We start from the raw sequence: 19,090 nt of genomic DNA, 5'->3' as shown, positions 1-19,090 counted from the left end.
CCGCTGTTGCGGGAATGACGAGCATTTAGCCTGGGGGCGCAAGCCCCCGGGCTTTGTTCGTTGACGCAATTTGTTAGACGGCAGACAGAAGATGTGAAGTTCTCGAAGTTCGAAACGATTCATTGAAAGTTCTGTGTTTCGGCTTCGCTTCACGTCTTCTGTCTGACGCCTTCAAGGATTTGCCGATCGAGCGTGCGGGCAACCGCGCGTCGCGACCCGGTCGGTGATTCCACGGAAGTTTCCTCCCCAGCCGGTTTGCTTGAACCGGCGCATGACTATCAAGGTGGTGCCCGCCATGTCGACAACCTACTCCTTCACCGAAAAGAAGCGCATCCGCAAGGACTTCGGCAAACGCCCGGTCGTGCTCGGCGTGCCGCCGCTGCTCGCGATCCAGACCGACTCCTATCGCGAGTTCCTGCAGGAGGGCGTGGACGTCAAGGCGCGTGCCGAGCATGGCTTGCACGCGGCGCTCAAGTCGGTGTTCCCGATCGTCAGTTATTCGGGCAACGCCGCGCTCGAGTACGTCAGCTACCGTCTCGGCGAGCCGGCGTTCGACGAGCGCGAGTGCCGTTCGCGTGGCATGAGCTACGGCGCGCCGCTGCGCGTGCTCGTGCGCTTGGTCATCTACGATAAGGAATCGCCGGCGTCGAACAAGGCGATCAAGTACGTCAAGGAGCAGGAAGTCTACATGGGCGAACTGCCGCTCATGACCGACACCGGCACCTTCATCATCAACGGCACCGAGCGCGTCATCGTCTCGCAGCTGCACCGTTCGCCGGGCGTGTTCTTCGATCACGATCGCGGCAAGACGCACAGCTCGGGCAAGCTGCTGTACTCGGCGCGCATCATTCCTTACCGCGGTTCGTGGCTCGACTTCGAGTTCGACCCGAAGGACGCGCTGTTCACGCGTATCGACCGCCGCCGCAAGCTGCCGGTGACGCAGCTGCTGCGCGCGCTCGGCTACAACAACGAAGAAATCCTCGACATCTTCTTCGAGAAGAACGTCTTCCACCTCGACAAGAAGGAAGGCGCCAAGCTCGAACTCGTCGCCGAGCGTCTGCGTGGTGAAACGCTGAACTTCGACGTCAAGGCCAGCGACAAGATCATCGTCGAGACCGGCAAGCGCATCACCGCGCGCCACGTGCGTCTGCTGCAGGAAGCCAAGATCAAGTCGCTCGAAGTGCCGGACGATTACCTGCTCGGCCGCATCCTCGCGCACGACATCGTCGACGCGAAGACCGGCGAACTGCTCGCCGCGGCCAACGCCGAGATCGACGCCGTGCATCTGGCCAACTTCCGCAAGGCCGGCATCGACAAGATCGGCACGCTCTACGTCAACGATCTCGACCGTGGTCCGTACATCTCGAACACGCTGCGCATCGACGCGACCAAGACCCCGCTCGAAGCGCTGGTCGAAATCTACCGCATGATGCGTCCGGGCGAGCCGCCGACCAAGGAAGCCGCGCAGAACCTGTTCTTCAACCTGTTCTTCACCTTCGAGCGCTACGACCTCTCGGCCGTCGGCCGCATGAAGTTCAACCGCCGCGTCGGCCGCAAGGAGACGACCGGCACGGGCGTGCTGTACGACTCGAAGTACTTCGGTGCGCGCAACGACGCCGAGTCGAAGTCGCTCGTCGAGAAGTACGGCAACACGTCGGACATCCTCGACGTGCTCAAGGTGCTGGTCGACATCCGCAACGGCCGCGGCACTGTGGACGACATCGACCACCTCGGCAACCGTCGCGTGCGTTCGGTCGGTGAAATGGCCGAGAACGTGTTCCGCATCGGTCTCGTCCGCGTCGAGCGCGCGGTGCGCGAGCGCCTGTCGCTGGCCGAGGCCGAGGGCCTGACCCCGCAGGACCTGATCAATGCCAAGCCGGTCGGTGCGGCGATCAAGGAGTTCTTCGGCTCGTCGCAGCTCTCGCAGTTCATGGACCAGAACAACCCGCTGTCCGAGGTCACCCACAAGCGCCGCGTTTCGGCGCTCGGTCCGGGCGGCCTGACGCGCGAGCGCGCCGGCTTCGAAGTGCGCGACGTGCATCCGACCCACTACGGCCGCGTCTGCACGATCGAGACGCCGGAAGGTCCGAACATCGGCCTGATCAACTCGCTCGCCGTCTATGCGCGCACCAACTCGTACGGCTTCCTCGAGACGCCGTATCGCAAGATCGTCAATGGCAAGGTCACCGACAAGGTCGAGTATTTCTCCGCGATCGAAGAAGGCGACTACGTGATTGCGCAGGCGAACTCGCCGCTCGACAAGAACGGCGCGTTCACCGAAGACTTCGTCGCCTGCCGTTACAAGGGCGAATCGGAACTGCGTCATCCGCAGGACATCCAGTTGATGGACGTCTCGCCGATGCAGACCGTGTCGGTCGCGGCCGCGCTCGTGCCGTTCCTCGAGCACGACGACGCGAACCGCGCGCTGATGGGCGCGAACATGCAGCGCCAGGCCGTGCCGACGCTGCGTTCGCAGACCCCGCTCGTCGGTACGGGCATCGAGCGCCCGGTCGCGCGCGACTCGGGCGTCACTGCGACCGCGCGTCGCGGCGGCGTGATCGACCAGGTCGACGCGGGCCGTATCGTCGTACGCGTGCATGAAGACGAGATCGGCGACAACGACGCCGGCGTCGACATCTACACGCTGACCAAGTACACGCGCTCGAACCAGAACACGAACCTCAATCAGCGTCCGCTCGTCAACGTCGGCGACATCGTCGCCAAGGGCGACGTGCTGGCCGACGGTTCGTCGACCGACCTGGGCGAGCTCGCGCTCGGCCAGAACATGCTGGTCGCGTTCATGCCGTGGAACGGCTACAACTTCGAAGACTCGATCCTGCTCTCCGAGCGCGTCGTCGAGGAAGACCGTTACACGACGATCCACATCGAAGAACTGACGATCCAGGCGCGCGACACCAAGCTCGGACCGGAAGAAATCACCGCGGACATCCCGAACGTCGGTGAACAGGCGCTGTCGCGTCTCGACGAATCGGGCGTCGTCTACATCGGCGCCGAAGTGAAGGCGGGCGACATCCTCGTCGGCAAGGTCACGCCGAAGGGCGAGTCGCAGCTCACGCCGGAAGAGAAGCTGCTGCGTGCGATCTTCGGCGAGAAAGCCAGCGACGTGAAAGACTCGTCGCTGCGCGTGCCGCCGGGCATGGACGGCACGGTCATCGACGTGACCGTGTTCACCCGCGACGGTATCGAGAAGGACAAGCGCGCGCTGCAGATCGAGCAGATGGAAATCAAGCGCGTCAAGAAGGACTTCGACGACCAGTTCCGCATCCTCGAAGGCGCGATCTACTCGCGTCTGCGCGGCCAGCTGATCGGTCAGGTCGCCAACGGCGGCCCGGCCGGCGTCAAGAAGGGCACGGCGCTGACCAGCGAGTTCCTCGACAGCCTTAAGCGCGACGAGTGGTTCTCGCTGCGCATGAAGGAAGAGGACGCCGCCGACCTGCTCGAGAAGGCCAAGGCGCAGATCGACGCGCACCGCGCCGAGTTCGAGAAGCGCTTCAAGGCCAAGCAGGCCAAGATCACCGCTGGCGACGATCTCGCTCCGGGCGTGCTTAAGATGGTCAAGGTCTACCTCGCCGTTAAGCGCCGCATTCAGCCGGGCGACAAGATGGCCGGCCGTCACGGCAACAAGGGTGTGGTCTCGATGATCCGTCCGGTCGAGGACATGCCGTACATGGCGAACGGTCAGTCGATCGACATCGTGCTGAACCCGCTCGGCGTGCCGTCGCGTATGAACATCGGCCAGATTCTCGAAGTGCACCTCGGTTGGGCCGCGAAGGGCATCGGCGAGAAGATCCAGCGCATGCTCGAAGCGCAGGCCAAGGTCATCGAACTGCGCAAGTATCTCGACGATATCTACAACCACGACAAGGATACGTTCGGCCAGCGCGTCAATCTGAAGTCGCTCAGCGACGAGGAAATCTTCGCCCTGGCGAAGAACCTGCAGGTCGGCGTGCCGATGTCGACGCCGGTGTTCGACGGTGCGGCGGAAAGCGAGATCAAGCACATGCTCAAGCTCGCCGACCTGCCGGAGTCCGGTCAGACCACGCTGTTCGACGGCCGCACGGGCGAAGCGTTCGACCGTAAGGTGACGGTGGGCTACATGCATATGCTCAAGCTCAACCACCTTGTCGACGACAAGATGCACGCGCGTTCGACCGGTCCGTACTCGCTCGTCACCCAGCAGCCGCTCGGCGGCAAGGCGCAGTTCGGTGGCCAGCGCTTCGGCGAAATGGAAGTCTGGGCGCTCGAGGCCTACGGCGCGGCGTACACGCTGCAGGAAATGCTGACGGTGAAGTCCGACGATGTGCCGGGCCGCAACCAGATGTACAAGAACATCGTCGACGGCAACCACGAGATGGCTGCGGGCATGCCCGAGTCGTTCAACGTGCTGGTCAAGGAGATTCGTTCTCTGGCGATCAACATGGAGCTTGAGGAGCATTGAAAGCGTGAGCGGGATAGCGGTGAGCGGTGAGCGGAAAAAACGCTCCCGCTCTTCACCGCTTACCGCTCACTGTTGACCGCTCACAAGCCCCCTCGACAAAGATTCCTCCTCCCCGGAGTACACCATGAAAGACCTTCTGAACCTCTTCAACCAAACCCGCCAGTCGCTCGATTTCGATTCGATCAAGATCGCGCTGGCCTCGCCGGAACTGATCCGCTCGTGGTCGTTCGGCGAAGTGAAGAAGCCCGAGACGATCAACTACCGTACGTTCAAGCCTGAGCGCGACGGTCTGTTCTGCGCGGCCATCTTCGGCCCGATCAAGGACTACGAGTGCCTGTGCGGCAAGTACAAGCGCATGAAGCACCGCGGCGTCGTCTGCGAGAAGTGCGGCACCGAAGTGACCCTGACCAAGGTGCGCCGTGAGCGCATGGGCCACATCGAGCTGGCTTCGCCGGTCGCGCACATCTGGTTCCTCAAGTCGCTGCCGTCGCGCATTGGCCTGATGCTCGACATGACCCTGCGCGACATCGAGCGCATCCTCTACTTCGAAGCCTACGTCGTCGTCGATCCGGGCCTGACCGCGCTGACGCGTGGCCAACTGCTCAACGAAGAGCAGTACCTGCAGGCGGTCGAGGAGCACGGCGACGAGTTCGACGCGCGCATGGGCGCCGAGGCCGTCTACGAGCTGCTCAAGACCATCGACCTCAACGCCGAGCTGATCAAGCTGCGCGAAGAAATCGCCGGCACGAGCTCGGAGACCAAGCTCAAGCGCCTGTCCAAGCGCATCAAGCTGGTCGAGGCCTTCATCGAGTCGGGCAACCGTCCGGAATACATGGTCATGACCGTGTTGCCGGTGCTGCCGCCCGACCTGCGTCCGCTCGTCCCGCTCGACGGCGGCCGTTTCGCCACGTCGGACCTCAACGATCTGTACCGCCGCGTCATCAACCGCAACAACCGCCTGAAGCGCCTGCTCGAACTCAATGCGCCCGACATCATCGTGCGCAACGAGAAGCGCATGCTGCAGGAAGCGGTCGACGCGCTGATGGACAACGGCCGTCGCGGCCGCGCCATCACCGGCACGAACAAGCGCGCGCTGAAGTCGCTCGCCGACATGATCAAGGGCAAGCAGGGCCGTTTCCGCCAGAACCTGCTCGGCAAGCGCGTCGACTACTCGGGCCGTTCGGTCATCGTGGTCGGCCCGACGCTCAAGCTGCACGAGTGCGGCCTGCCGAAGAAGATGGCGCTGGAACTGTTCAAGCCGTTCATCTTCTCCAAGCTGCAGCGTCGCGGCCTCGCCACGACGATCAAGGCGGCGAAGAAGCTGGTCGAGCGCGAAGAAGCCGAAGTGTGGGACATCCTTGAAGAGGTGATCCGCGAGCATCCGGTGCTGCTGAACCGTGCGCCGACCCTGCATCGTCTCGGCATCCAGGCGTTCGAGCCGGTGCTGGTCGAAGGCAAGGCGATCCAGCTGCATCCGCTGGTCTGTACCGCGTTCAATGCCGACTTCGACGGCGACCAGATGGCCGTGCACGTGCCGCTGTCGCTCGAAGCGCAGCTCGAAGCGCGCGCGTTGATGATGTCGTCGAACAACATCCTCTCGCCAGCGAACGGCGATCCGATCATCGTGCCGTCGCAGGACGTCGTGCTCGGTCTGTACTACATGACGCGCGAGCTGACCAACGTGAAGGGCGAGGGCATGGTCTTCGCCAACACGGCCGAAGTGAAGCGCGCCTACGACAACCGCGCGGTCGAGCTGCACGCCAAAATCAAGGTGCGCCTCGCCGAAGTGCAGGTGGGTGAAGACGGTACGCGCACGCAGAAGACGTCGATCGTCGACACGACGGTCGGCCGTGCGCTGCTGGCCGAAATCCTGCCGGAAGGCCTGCCGTTCGAAATCGCCAACATCGAGCTGACCAAGAAAGCGATCGGTCGCCTGATCAACGCCTGCTACCGCCGCCTCGGCCTCAAGGACACCGTCGTGTTCGCCGACAAGCTCATGTACACGGGCTTCAACTACGCGACGCGTGCGGGCATTTCGATCGGTATCGACGACATGAAGATTCCGGCCGAGAAGGCCGGCATCCTCGAGGAAGCCGAAACCGAAGTGACCGAAATCCAGGAGCAGTTCGCTTCGGGTCTCGTCACCGCGGGCGAGCGCTACAACAAGGTCGTCGACATCTGGTCGCGCACCAACGAAAAGATCGCCGCGGCGATGATGAAGGGCATCGGCTTCGACAAGGTGAAGACCGCCGACGGCAAGGACGTCGACCAGAAGTCGATGAACTCGCTGTACATCATGGCCGACTCGGGCGCGCGCGGTTCGCAGGCGCAGATCCGTCAGCTCGCCGGTATGCGCGGCCTGATGGCCAAGCCGGACGGCTCGATCATCGAGACGCCGATCAAGGCGAACTTCCGCGAAGGCCTCGACGTGCTGCAGTACTTCAACTCGACGCACGGCGCTCGTAAGGGTCTGGCCGACACGGCGTTGAAGACGGCGAACTCGGGTTATCTGACGCGTCGTCTCGTCGACGTCGCCCAGGACGTGGTCGTCACCGAGCCGGATTGCGGCACCCACAACGGCCTGACTCTGACCGCGATCGTCGAAGGCGGCGATGTCGTCGAACCGTTGAAGGACCGCGTCCTCGGTCGCGTCGTCGCGGCAGACACCTACGCGCCGGGCAACGACGACGAGCCGATCGTCACGCGCAACACGCTGCTCGACGAAAAGTGGGTCGAGAAACTCGAAGCCGCCGGCGTGCAGACCCTGCTCGTGCGTTCGCCGATCACCTGCGAATCGAGCTTCGGCATCTGCGCGCACTGCTACGGACGCGACCTCGCGCGCGGTCACATCGTCAACATGGGTGAAGCGGTTGGCGTCATCGCCGCACAGTCGATCGGTGAGCCGGGCACGCAGCTGACCATGCGTACGTTCCACATCGGTGGTGCGGCGTCGCGTGCGGCCGCAGTCGACAACGTGTCGGTGCGCACCACCGGCGCGGTCAAGTTCAACAACTTGAAGACCGTGCAGCACAGCGCGGGCCATCTCGTCGCCGTGTCGCGTTCGGGCGAGTTGTCGATCATGGACGCGCATGGCCGCGAGCGTGAGCGCTACAAGGTGCCGTACGGTGCGACGATTTCGGTCAAGGACGGCGCGCCGGTCAAGGCTGGCCAGACCATCGCCAACTGGGATCCGCACACCCACCCGATCGTCACCGAAGTGGCCGGTAGGGTGCGCTTCATCGACTTCATCGACGGTGTCACCGTGCAGGCGCAGACCGACGAACTGACCGGCCTCGAGTCGGCGGTCGTCACCGATCCGAAGCGCCGCGGTACGCAGGCCAAGGATCTGCGTCCGATCGTGCGTCTGGAAGACAAGAAGGGCAAGGAACTGCGTCTGCCGGGTACCGACATCTCGGCGCAGTACTTCCTGCCGGCCGGTGCGATTATCTCGCTGCAGGACGGCGCGGAAGTGGGCGTCGGCGACGTCGTCGCGCGTATCCCGCAGGAAACCTCGAAGACCCGCGACATCACCGGTGGTCTTCCGCGCGTGGCCGACCTGTTCGAGGCGCGCAAGCCGAAGGAACCGGCGATCCTCGCCGAAGTCTCCGGCATCGTCAGTTTCGGCAAGGACACCAAGGGCAAGCAGCGTCTGGTCATCAAGGACGCCGACGGCAACGATCACGAGGAGCTGATTCCGAAGTGGCGTCAGGTCATCGTCTTCGAAGGCGAGCATGTGGAGAAGGGCGAAACCGTCGTCGACGGCGAGCCGAATCCGCACGACATCCTGCGCCTGCTCGGCGTCGAGCCGCTTGCCGCTTATCTGGTCAAGGAAATCCAGGACGTGTACCGCCTTCAGGGCGTGCGCATCAACGACAAGCACATCGAAGCGATCATTCGCCAGATGCTGCGCAAGGTCGAGATCACCGTTCCGGGCGACACGCGTTATCTCAGAGGCGAACAGAGCGACCGCAAGCGCGTCGGCGAAGAGAACGCCCGCGCCAAGGCTCGCGACGAGCGTCCGGCCGAGTTCGATCCGATGCTCTTGGGTATCACCAAGGCGTCGCTGGCGACGGAGTCGTTCATCTCGGCGGCCTCGTTCCAGGAGACCACGCGCGTGCTGACCGAAGCGGCGGTGCGCGGTACGCGCGATACGCTGCGCGGTCTTAAGGAGAACGTGATCGTCGGCCGCTTGATCCCGGCGGGTACCGGCCTGGCCTATCACAGCCAGCGTCGCAAGAAGGCCGGCGCCCTGTCCGACGCCGACTTCGAGACGCTGCGTGGCGGCGTGACCGAGTTCGTCGGCGAAGCGCACGGCGACTGAGCGGCGCGAGTTCTCGCCAATCAGCAATGAAAAAGGCCGCGCAAGCGGCCTTTTTCATGCCCGGAGGGTGGGAAGTCAGCGTTCGATGGCGCGTATCGAAACGACACGCCCTTCGACCAACTGCAATTGGCGCAGGAAGCGGTTCTCGCCCATATCGTAAGTCCACAACTCCCTGCGCTGCTCGCGGATGCGGCGATAGCCCGGAGCGAGCCGGTTGACGACGGTGTCGTTGTTCTGCCGGCGCGTCAGCGGTTCACCGCAGAAGGCGACGAGTTCGCCGACGCTCAGGTCGACGAAGCGCATCAACGGATCGCATTTCGTGCCGAGTTCACGCACCCCGTAGGCCAGAGTGTCGTCCTGCTTGAGGATGCCATCGCGGAACACGAGCCGGTGCATGAGATTGCTCGGACCGAAGTTGTAGTACCAGACGTCGTACTGCACCTCGCGCGCGATCTGTCCGTTATCCTGCGAGCCGAGCAGGTCGTAGTTGGTATAACTCTCGGTCCAGAACGGATCGCCGCAGCGGTCGCGCACCTGGAAATCCTGTATCTCCTTCGTCACCAGCATGTTGCCGCAGCGTAGGGCGAAGGCGTGAGGACTGGCGAACAGGAGGACGAGGGCGAGCAACAGGTAACGGCACATGGCGCAACGGCTCCGGCAACGGTTCGATCATAGATCGACGGGAAAAGGACAAGTTCCGTTGCATGCGTCTAGCGACGTGCGGACCCGCGGCGTGCCCGTTCTTTGCGTAGTTTCGGCGTTGCCGGGTCCAGCGCGGAGCGCAGCTTCGGCGCCTGCTCCTGCAGATAGCGCCACAGCCGGTTCGCGACCGGACCCTGCGGCCTGTCGCTGCGCCGGGCGACCGCGAGTTCTTCAGTCTTGCCGCGCAAATGGCGGCCTGCGATCGACAGGAGCCGCCCGTCGCGTAGTTCGCGCTCGATCAGGTAGCGCGGCAGGTGGCCCCAGCCCATGCCCTGCAGGATCATTTCCTTCTTCATCGACTGATCGGCGACCGTGCACTGCGGCGCGCCCTCGACGATGAAGTAATTCGACGCGGGCGAATGCCGGGCGGTGTCGCGAATCACACACTGAGTGAGATCGCGCAGCGACTCGGGCCTGATGTTGCGCGACGCCGCGAACGGCAGGAAACCCGGCGCGACCACCGGCACGATCGCCAGCCGGCACAGATCGAACCACTCCACACGCGGATCGGCCCGGTCGACATGATGCAGGACCAGGTCGGCGTCGCCGTCGAGCAGACGTTCGCGCGGGCCGGAGACGGCCTCGAAATGCAGATGCAGGCGCGTGGCGGGGCAGGTCGCGAAGAAACGGGTCAGCAAGCCCAGCGTCTGCTGCAGCGGGCAGAGGTCGCCGATCACGACGCGCAGCTCGCTCTCTTCGCCCATCGCCAACTGGGCCGCGTGCGTGCGCAGGCCGTCCAATTCGCGCAGCAATGTTTGCGCACGGCGGTGGAATGACCGCCCGGCCGCGGTCGGCGCGACGCGATAGCCGCTGCGGTCGAGCAGGGGCAGGTCGAGCTGCTTTTCCAGCTTCGCCACGGCGGCGAACACTGACGGATGCGAGCGGTGCAGCAACGCGGCTGCGGCCTGAAAGCCGCCCGCGCGGACCACCGCGTCGAAACACTGCAGGTCGTGGAGAGTGAATGCGGTCATGTCGGATTTCTCTACAGAGATTGCTCGATCTTTGTAATATCTATCCGGTTGGACCGCAACTAGGATTCGTTTCGCGGAATCCACCGCCAACGGAACGAAGTGCGATGAACGATCTTTCTTATTTCACGGCCGGCGACGGACACCGCATCGCCTATCGGTTCGACGGCGATGCCGACAAGCCGATCCTGATGTTGTCGAATTCGATCGCCAGTACGCTGCACATGTGGGACGAACAGATCGAGGCGCTGTCGCAGCAGTTCCACGTCCTACGCTACGATTTGCGCGGACATGGTGCGTCGAGCGTGCCGGCGGGTGCCTATTCGCTCGACCGCCTTGGCCGCGACGTGATCGAGCTGCTCGACGCGCTCGGCATCGAGCGCGTGCATTTCCTCGGCTTGTCTCTGGGCGGCTTTATCGGCCAGTGGCTCGGCATCCATGCGCCCGAACGTATCGATCGCCTGATCCTCGCGAACACTTCTTCCCATCTCGGCCCGGCCGATCAATTCGACGCGCGTATCTCCGAGACTTTGCAGGCGACTGACATGACCCGGATCGCGGAGATGTTTCTTCGCAACTGGTTTCCGACGCCTATGCTCGAAGCGAGCCCGCCGGTGATCGAACGCTTCCGCGCGATGCTGCTCACGATCGACCGGCACGGCCTCGCCGGCGCCTATGCGGCCGTGCGCGACGCCGATCTGCGCAGAAGCGTCGCGCTCGTCACGCGTCCCACGCTCGTGCTCGCGGGGCGCGACGATACCGTGACGCTGGCTAGCCACGGTGAAGCGATCGCAGCCGCGATTGTGGGAGCCAAGTTGCTGACTCTGCCCGTCGTGCATATGCCCAACATCGAACGCAGCGACGAATTCCTGCGTGCGACGAGCGAGTTCCTGCTCGCGGCGTGAACTGCGTCATGAACGCCCGGCTCGCAGGCTGACAAGCGCCGCGGAATCGGTATGCTCACACGGCGCGCCGCGGACGCCGTGTGGCGACCACGCGCTTCGTTCCGCCAACCGGGAGAGCGTTGCATCATGATCGTCCTGCGTCGCGTGTGCGTTTTTGCCGTCGCTGCTCTGCTGGCTGTGCCCGCAGTGGCAGCCGATCTCTTCGTCGATCACGTCAACGGCTATACGCTCGACAGCGCGGGCAAGCTCCAGCGCTTCGAGGCGATGCTGGTCGAGCAGGGCCGCGTCGTCGCGACCGGCTCGCACGCCGATCTCGCGCAGCGGTCCGGCGGCGCACAGGTGCTCGACGGCAAGGGGCGCACACTGATCCCGGGCCTGATCGACGCACACGGTCACGTGATGGGGCTCGGCATCGCGCTGCGCCAGGCCGATCTCACTGCAACGAAGTCACTGGCCGATGCACTCGCGGCGGTGAAAACCTACGCGGCCGCGCATGTGGACATGGCCTGGGTCGAAGGCCGCGGCTGGAACCAGGCGATCTGGAAGCTCGGCCGCTTTCCGACCGCGCGCGAGCTCGACGGCGTCGTTGCCGATCGGCCCGTCTGGCTGGAGCGCGTCGACGGCCACGCCGGCTGGGCGAACAGCGCGGCGATAAAGCTCGCGGGCATCGATGCGAATACCAAGGACCCGGCCGGCGGCCGCATCGAACGCGACGCCGCGGGAAAACCGAGCGGCGTGTTCGTCGACGCCGCGATGGAACTCATCACCGCGAAGATTCCGGCGATGACCGCGGCCGAGGCGGAAAAGGCGCTCGACGCGGCGCTTGCCGAGATGGCGAAGAACGGCCTGACCGGCGCGCACGACGCTGGCATCGATGCGGATACGGTCGCTCTGTTCAAACGCTATGCCGACGCGCACAAGCTCAGCGCGCGCATCTACGCGCTGATCGGCGGCACCGGCAAGGACTTCGACCGCCTTGCGGTGGACGGCCCGCTCACGGGCTACGGCGGCGGCTTTCTCGACGTACGCGCGGTGAAACTGTATGCCGACGGCGCCTTGGGCAGTCGCGGCGCGGCGCTGCTCGCGCCGTATTCGGATGACGCACACAACAAGGGCCTGCTGTTCCACAAACCCGACGAGCTGACCGCGATGATCGCCAAGGCGATCGGCAAGGGCTATCAGGTCGGCGTGCACGCAATCGGCGACGCCGCCAACCGCGAGGTGCTCGACAGCTTCGCCGCGGTCTACAAGACGCAGGGCGGCAAGGATCTGCGCAATCGCATCGAACATGCACAGATTGTCGCGCCCGAGGACATTCCGCGTTTCCGCGAATTGAACCTGATCGCTTCGATGCAGCCGACGCACGCGACCTCGGACATGAACATGGCCGAAGACCGCCTCGGCAAGCAACGTATGCAGGGCGCGTACGCCTGGCGTACCTTCCTGCGCCAGGGCACGGTGGTCGCGGGCGGTTCGGATTTTCCGGTCGAATCGCCGAATCCGTTCTACGGTTTGTATTCGGCAGTGACGCGCCAGGACCATGACGGCCGCCCGCCCGGCGGCTGGTATCCGCAGCAGGCACTGACGCTGACCGAGGCGCTGCGCGCGTTCACCCTCGACGCCGCCTACGCCGGCCACGCGGAGAAGACGCTCGGTACGCTCGAGCCCGGCAAATGCGCCGATTTCCTCCTGATCGACCGCGACATCTTTGCGGGCAAGCCCGCGCAGATCTGGTCGACCGTCGTGCTCGAAACCTGGGTCGGCGGCCGCCGCGTCTACGCTCGCGGGGCGGACTGAAACGACTCGGCGTCCACTAAAGAAACCGTATACCTCGTGCCTGATGCTGCGAGAGCGTTTGGTCACTACTCGAAGTACAGCGGCTGCCGCGCGGGTATAAGCGCGCGGAGCATCCCTGGCCCGCACCGCGAGACTTGCCGGGCGAATGCGCCGATGTTCCGGCACGCTTTGCTGCGAACGCAAATTGACAGTGCTGGGCGGCCGGCTATGATACCGATACCATTCACTTGTCTCTCTGGTCGAAGCAGTGAAATGAATCTGCCTTTTTCCACCGAGCTGAATCCCGCAGCCCCTGCTGCATTGGCCGCGGACGATGCGTTCGGACGCAGCCTGGCCGGAACCATTCCCGGGCTGCGTCAGCATCTGCGCGGTCAGCTTTCCGCGGCCGATGCGGTCGACGACGTGGTTCAGGAAAGCTGCCTGCGCGCGCTGCGCTATCGCGGCAGTATCGCCGGTGAGGATTTGCGCGCGATGCTCTACCGCATTGCCGCCAACGTGATAACGGATCGCCACCGCCGCGCCGAGTCGCATCGCGCTCACGATCATTGCGCGCTCGACGAGGCCGAGCTGCCGCCGGCCGGGGCGGGGCCGGAGCAGGTGGAAATGGGGCGCGAGAATCTGGCCCTGATCATGGACGCGATCGGACATCTGCCGCCGCGCTGCCGCGAGGTGTTCGTGCTGCATCGCTTCGAGGGCTTGAGCTATCGAGAAATCGGCCAGCGTCTCGGCACGTCGCCGCGGACGGTCGAGAACCAGGTTGCGCACGCACTGGCGGCGTGCATGAATGTGATAGGGGATTGATCGGTCGAGTGCGTTTCCATCCATGATGAATCCGGCAACATCGTCAGCGTCAGGCACATCCCGCGACCAGGCACGGTTCTGGTTCGCGCGCCTGCGCGCCGACGATTGCACGGCGCAGGAGCGCCGCGCTTTCGATACGTGGATCGCCGCAGCGCCCGAGCACGCCGAAGCGTATGCGCGCGTGCAGCGCTTCTGGAACGACCTGAATGCGCTCGCACCGCAGCCGAAAATGAGCGAATGGCGCGCCGAGGCTGCGCGCAGCACGGCGCCGACAAACTTCCGCTTTCCCATGACCTGGCGGCGCGGCGCGCTCCTTGCTGCTGGCGCGGCTGCATGTCTCGCCCTCGGCGTACGCCTGGCGCCGAGGAACGCTGCGACGCCGGACACGCCGGAATACACGACCCAAGCCGGCGAACAGCGCGAGCTGGTCCTAGCCGACGGCTCGCACTTGAAACTCAACACCGACACGAGCATCCGCGTGCGCATCGATGTGCAGAAGCGCGATGTCGAACTGGTCCGCGGCGAGGTGCTGTTCGACGTGACTCACGAGGCCGAGCGTCCGTTTCACGTGCGTATGGGCGCAATCACCGTCACCGATCTCGGCACCAGTTTCAATATCCACCGCAGCGCGGAAGACACTCAGGTGACCTTGATCAGCGGCCGCGCCGAAGTGACGCGCGACGGCGGCGCGGGCGCGGTCGAACTCGTGCCGGGCGATCAACTGATTTCCGCCGCGAACGTGTGGCGAAAACTGAGCGTGACCAATCTGGCCGCCGTCACCGACTGGAGCAGCGGCCATCTGATATTCCGCGCAACACCGCTCGCCGACGTCGTCGCGCGGGTCAACCGCTACGGGCCCGGCCGTCTCGTCATCGCCGATGCGCAGTTGGCGTCGATGGAAGTGAGCGGCGACTTCCGCATCGGCAACACCGATGCGCTCGTGCGCGCGCTGCAGAGCGCGTTTCCGGTGCGCGCGGAAACCTCGCCGGACGGCGAGACGAAGCTGTACGCCCGGCGATGATCGAAGCGGCGTTTGCACGCGGATAGGGGAATCGCGGAACCGCTGCGTTGTGCATAAGGTGAAGACGGCTCAAGTCCGTCCACACTCAGGGAGGCACAATGTTTCGATACGATCCGCGCCGCGCAAGGCGTTCGAACTGGCGCGCCGGTGCGCTCGCCGTGGCCGTTGCAATCGCCATCGGCATGCACGGCAACGCCGCCGCGAATCCTCCGCCGAGCGCGGGTGCTGTGCCGTTCCACATCGCCGCCGGTACGCTCGACGAGGCGCTGCGCCAGCTCGCGACGCAGAGCCACATGCAGGTCTTGTATGCGCCGGCGCTGGTCAAGGGAATCCGCGTCGCGGCGTTCGCCGCTACGGCTTCGACCGAAGAGGCGCTCAAGGCGCTGCTGCACGGCACCCACCTCACCTACGAATTTACCGACGCGAACACGATCGCGATCAAGGCGGCCGCGGCGAACGGCGGCGGCAGCGCCAGCGCATCGGCGGCCGTTGCGCCGGCTTCTGCGCAGAGCGATCCGCCTGCGGGCGACAAGCCGGCGGCGTTGGAATCGGTCGTCGTCACCGCGACCAAGCGCGCGCAGTCGGTCGAATCGATTCCCGGCAGCATCGCGGTGATCACCGGCAGCGAACTGGAAAAGCGCGGCGCGCAGAATCTCGCGAACATCGTCGAACTCGTGCCGGGTGTGAACCTGACGTCGCCGGCAAGCAACGCCGCGCGCATCACGATCCGCGGCATCTCGGGCGAGGCCAACACGAATCCGACCGCGGGCATCCTGTTCGACGATATCTCGTTCCTGGATTCCTACGTGCCGCACGTGACCCTCGATCCGAATCCGTTCGACATGGAGAACGTCGAAGTGTTGAAAGGCCCGCAGGGCACGCTGTTCGGTGCCTCGGCCTTGAACGGCGCGATCCGCTACGTGCCCGTTGCGCCGGACTTCGGCGCGCTCGAAGGCAAATACTATGTGCAGGGCGGCAGCGTCAGCCACGGCAACAATCCGTGGGGAGCCGGCGCGATGATCAACGTGCCGCTGACGAGCGACACTCTGGCGCTGCGCGTCGTCGCCTACGATTCGGGCACGCCGGGCTGGATCGACAACGTGCTCAGAGGCGACAAGGACGGTAACCGTGGCCACCAGAGCGGCCAGCGCGCGATCCTCGCGTGGAAGCCGAACGAGGCTCTGCAGGTGCAGCTCACCTATGCCACGCAACGCACCACCCAGCACGACATCGGCGAAGCGAACAACCGCGACGGCGTTCTCGCCAACGACGATCATCTGCGCCAGAGTCCGTGGAGCGGCAACTACGATCTCACCTCGCTCAAGGTCCAATACGACTTCGGCGCGTTCGATTTCGTCTCCAGCACCGGCTATGTGTGGAAGGACTACCGCTCGTTCATCGAAGGCACCGGGCAGCAGATACCGGGCGGAGGCTATCCGCTCGTGGCGACGACGTATCACGACACCTCGAACTCGTGGAGCCAGGAACTGCGCCTGGTGTCCAAGGACGATGCCGATTCGAACTGGCGCTGGGTGGGCGGGGTGTTCGCCTCACATCAAAGCATCAGCCAGCGCGATGCATATCCGCTCGGCGATCCTTCGCTGTCGCCGTTGACCGCAGCTAGCCTGCTCGATCGGATCCTCCTGCCGGGCGCCGGAGCGGCATGGCTCGCACTCGGCCAGCCGCCGTACGAGAAACTCGATCTCGACGTGCAGGTGAAAGAGCTTGCCGCGTTTTTCGATGTGACGCGCAAGTTCGGCGACAGCTGGGAAGCGAGCATCGGCGGCCGCCTGTATCGCACCTCTTCGGGCGGTACGGCCGACAATACCGGTCTGCTGCTCGCGCTGACCGGAAGTCCGAATGGGCGCTACATCGACCAAACGGTCAAGGACTCGGGCTTCGATCCCAAGGTCTCGCTGCAGTGGCACGTGACCGACTCGGCAATGCTGTACGGCGCCGTCTCCAAGGGTTATCGCGTCGGCGGCGTGCAGTGGGGCGTGTCCGGCTTGTTCACGACGATGCAGGCGCCGCCGACGTTCAAGACCGACACGATCTGGAACTACGAAATCGGTCTGCGCTCGAGGTGGCTCGACAATACCCTGCAGGTCGACGCCACGGCGTTCTACGAAAAGTGGAACAACCCGCAGGTGCTCGTGTTCACCGAGGGCGGGCTCGGCTCGTACATCGACAACGTCGGCGGCGTGACGAGCAAGGGTGTCGAGACCTCGCTGCAATATCTGTTTCCACAGGTGTCCGGACTGAAATTTCGCTTCGCGGCGACCTACAATCTGGCGAAGACGACATCAGATTTCGTCACCGCCGTATCGACACAGCCGCTGGTGCCGAAGGGCACGGCGTGGCCGCTGTCGCCGAAATGGCAGGGCGCGGCGACACTCGACTATCAGCGCAGCATGGGTTCGTGGTACTGGGGTGGTTATCTTACCGATGCTTACATCGGCCGCGCGACCTACGGCATCAACCAGCCCGATACGGTGTTCGGTTACAGCGAAGTCGATGCGCAGTTGCGCGTCGGATTCTCCACACTGCCGACGTCTCCGGAGATCTCGCTGAGCTTGAACAACGCATTCGACCGGCGTGGCATCACCACGGCCTACTCCGGCGGCCCGGCATATCCTTGGCATGAAGTCACCTATATCCAGCCGCGCACCTGGATGCTGCGGTTGTCCGGAAGTTATTGAGCGGCTGCAGGGCCAGCGCCGCGACGGCGGCAATCGAAGCAGGGGAAGATCATGAGAAAAATTATACTTTTCGTCGTCGTGCTGCTCGCGCTTGTCGTTGCGCTCGGCGTCGGCGGCAGTTGGTTCATCAGTCGCAGCGCGGGCAGCTTCGACGACGAGCAGAAAGCCCTCGTCGAACTTGCGGAGAAAGCCGGCGCGACCTCGCTCGGCGTCACCCGCACGGATGACGGCGGCCTGCGCTTCAAGGGATATCTCGAAGGACATCCGTTCAATCTCGCCGTGCCGTGGCGCTGGAACAAGCAAGTCGTGCTCTGGGCCAACGGCTACAGCCCGCCCGGAGCCTGGAACAATCTCGGCGTGGCAGCCAATCCGCTCGATCGCGATGCATTGGGCGTCGTGCGCACGCCGTATGCGCGCGGCTTCGCCGTCGGCGAAAGCGCTTACGACAAGTCGGGCGTCGCGGTCGAGAGCGCGATCGAAAACACCTATCGGCTAAAACAGTTCACCGACCGGCTCGGTTCGACGCGCGCCTACATGTTCGGCGGCTCGATGGGCGGCAACATCACGATGGGACTCATCGAGAAATATCCGCACGAATTTGCCGGCGCGATCGCCGCCTGCGGCGTGGTCGGCGACTGGCCGCGTCAGATTGGCTGGATGATCGATATCCGCGCGGCCTACAACTATTTTACGCGCGGCACGGCCTACGAACTACCGGGCGACAAGAGCATCGCGCGTTCGGCGCTCGCGAGCTTCCCGTCCGGGCCGCTCAACTACGTCGCGCCGGCCACGCTCGCCGTGCAGATATTGCGCGTGCGCGCGCCTATGCTCGCGCTGTTTGCGGTCGCCAAGGCGCATCCGGGCGGCGCCGAGGACCGCATCATCGACAACATCGTCGCCGTCGCCGGCACGGTGAAGGACCCGGCGGCGTTTGCCGTGCCGCTAGCGACGCTCGCACTGGGCCAGGACGACATCAACGCGACCTTCGGCGGCCCGATCTACGACAATTCGGCGAAGACCTATTCGAGCCCGCATCTGTCGGAAGCCGAGAACGCGGCCTTGAACCGCGACATCGAACGCGTGCATGCCGATCCCGCGGCCGTGGCGAAGGCTAACGCGTGGTACAAGCCGACCGGCCGCTTCGACGCCAAGTTGATCTCGATCTACAACGCCGTCGATCCGCTCGTGCCGACCGACGTCCATGAGCCGATGTTGCGCGAGGCGATCGCGCAGGCCGGCAACGGCGCGAACTTCGTCGACCGCCAGGTGCCGCAGAAGGAAGACCCCCACGTGCTCGGCTCGGATACGCCGGGTCTCGCACACTGCGGATTCACCTCGGAGCAGATCGTCGCCGCGGTCAACGACGTGATCGGCTGGGTCGAGACGGGCAACAAGCCGAATCCCTAGAGCGCCGCTT

The 19,090-nt window shown here is 64.5% G+C and carries 10 protein-coding genes; 8 read left to right on the top strand and 2 right to left on the bottom strand.

Annotation, left to right across the window (positions count from 1 at the left end; translation table 11 throughout):
- Positions 1-286 precede the first annotated feature (286 nt).
- Together rpoB and rpoC are read left to right on the top strand one after the other, a co-directional pair.
- Entirely contained in the window at positions 287-4,459 is a 4,173-nt protein-coding gene (rpoB, locus tag FFS30_RS03155) for a DNA-directed RNA polymerase subunit beta (RefSeq protein ID WP_171014480.1), read from the top strand.
- Positions 4,460-4,583: 124 nt separating this feature from the next.
- Positions 4,584-8,780, top strand: coding sequence for a DNA-directed RNA polymerase subunit beta' (gene rpoC / locus FFS30_RS03150; RefSeq protein WP_137911651.1), 4,197 nt, complete (start codon positions 4,584-4,586; stop codon positions 8,778-8,780).
- Positions 8,781-8,855: 75 nt separating this feature from the next.
- Here rpoC and FFS30_RS03145 read toward each other — a convergent pair whose 3' ends face one another.
- Positions 8,856-9,422 carry a DUF2845 domain-containing protein gene (locus tag FFS30_RS03145; protein ID WP_137911650.1) on the bottom strand — a complete coding sequence of 189 codons (567 nt, stop codon included), beginning with the start codon at positions 9,420-9,422 and terminating at the stop codon, positions 8,856-8,858.
- Positions 9,423-9,490: 68 nt separating this feature from the next.
- Positions 9,491-10,453 (bottom strand): LysR family transcriptional regulator, encoded by a 963-nt coding sequence (locus FFS30_RS03140; RefSeq protein ID WP_137911649.1) that lies wholly within the window; start codon positions 10,451-10,453, stop codon positions 9,491-9,493.
- Positions 10,454-10,557: 104 nt separating this feature from the next.
- Between FFS30_RS03140 and FFS30_RS03135 the strand changes: the two genes are divergently transcribed.
- From FFS30_RS03135 to FFS30_RS03110, 6 genes are all read left to right on the top strand, one after another.
- A complete protein-coding gene (locus tag FFS30_RS03135; protein WP_137911648.1) occupies positions 10,558-11,355 on the top strand; it encodes an alpha/beta fold hydrolase in 798 nt (265 codons plus the stop codon).
- A gap of 126 nt (positions 11,356-11,481) precedes the next feature.
- On the top strand, positions 11,482-13,152 hold the full coding sequence (locus FFS30_RS03130) for an amidohydrolase (RefSeq protein ID WP_137911647.1): 1,671 nt from the start codon (positions 11,482-11,484) through the stop codon (positions 13,150-13,152).
- 252 nt (positions 13,153-13,404) lie between these two features.
- Entirely contained in the window at positions 13,405-13,953 is a 549-nt protein-coding gene (locus FFS30_RS03125; protein WP_171014385.1) for an RNA polymerase sigma factor, read from the top strand.
- Positions 13,954-13,975: 22 nt separating this feature from the next.
- Positions 13,976-14,974 (top strand): FecR domain-containing protein, encoded by a 999-nt coding sequence (locus FFS30_RS03120; RefSeq protein WP_137911645.1) that lies wholly within the window; start codon positions 13,976-13,978, stop codon positions 14,972-14,974.
- A 98-nt stretch (positions 14,975-15,072) separates the two neighbouring features.
- On the top strand, positions 15,073-17,673 hold the full coding sequence (locus tag FFS30_RS03115; protein WP_137911644.1) for a TonB-dependent receptor: 2,601 nt from the start codon (positions 15,073-15,075) through the stop codon (positions 17,671-17,673).
- 51 nt (positions 17,674-17,724) lie between these two features.
- A complete protein-coding gene (locus tag FFS30_RS03110) occupies positions 17,725-19,080 on the top strand; it encodes a hypothetical protein (RefSeq protein WP_137911643.1) in 1,356 nt (451 codons plus the stop codon).
- Positions 19,081-19,090 lie beyond the last annotated feature (10 nt).

The sequence above is a fragment of the Rudaea sp. 3F27F6 genome (assembly GCF_005503555.1).
Taxonomy (GTDB): domain Bacteria; phylum Pseudomonadota; class Gammaproteobacteria; order Xanthomonadales; family Rhodanobacteraceae; genus Rudaea.
The sequence above is the reverse complement of the archived record's forward strand: the minus strand, read 5'-3'. Positions and strand labels throughout refer to the sequence as shown.

Coding starts and splice junctions, on each gene's coding strand:
- FFS30_RS03110 (WP_137911643.1), top strand. CDS start 17,725: ATGAGAAAAATTATACTTTTCGTCGTCGTGCTGCTCGCGCTTGTCGTT.
- rpoC (WP_137911651.1), top strand. CDS start 4,584: ATGAAAGACCTTCTGAACCTCTTCAACCAAACCCGCCAGTCGCTCGAT.
- FFS30_RS03125 (WP_171014385.1), top strand. CDS start 13,405: ATGAATCTGCCTTTTTCCACCGAGCTGAATCCCGCAGCCCCTGCTGCA.
- FFS30_RS03120 (WP_137911645.1), top strand. CDS start 13,976: ATGATGAATCCGGCAACATCGTCAGCGTCAGGCACATCCCGCGACCAG.
- FFS30_RS03145 (WP_137911650.1), bottom strand. CDS start 9,422: ATGTGCCGTTACCTGTTGCTCGCCCTCGTCCTCCTGTTCGCCAGTCCT.
- FFS30_RS03115 (WP_137911644.1), top strand. CDS start 15,073: ATGTTTCGATACGATCCGCGCCGCGCAAGGCGTTCGAACTGGCGCGCC.
- FFS30_RS03130 (WP_137911647.1), top strand. CDS start 11,482: ATGATCGTCCTGCGTCGCGTGTGCGTTTTTGCCGTCGCTGCTCTGCTG.
- FFS30_RS03135 (WP_137911648.1), top strand. CDS start 10,558: ATGAACGATCTTTCTTATTTCACGGCCGGCGACGGACACCGCATCGCC.
- FFS30_RS03140 (WP_137911649.1), bottom strand. CDS start 10,453: ATGACCGCATTCACTCTCCACGACCTGCAGTGTTTCGACGCGGTGGTC.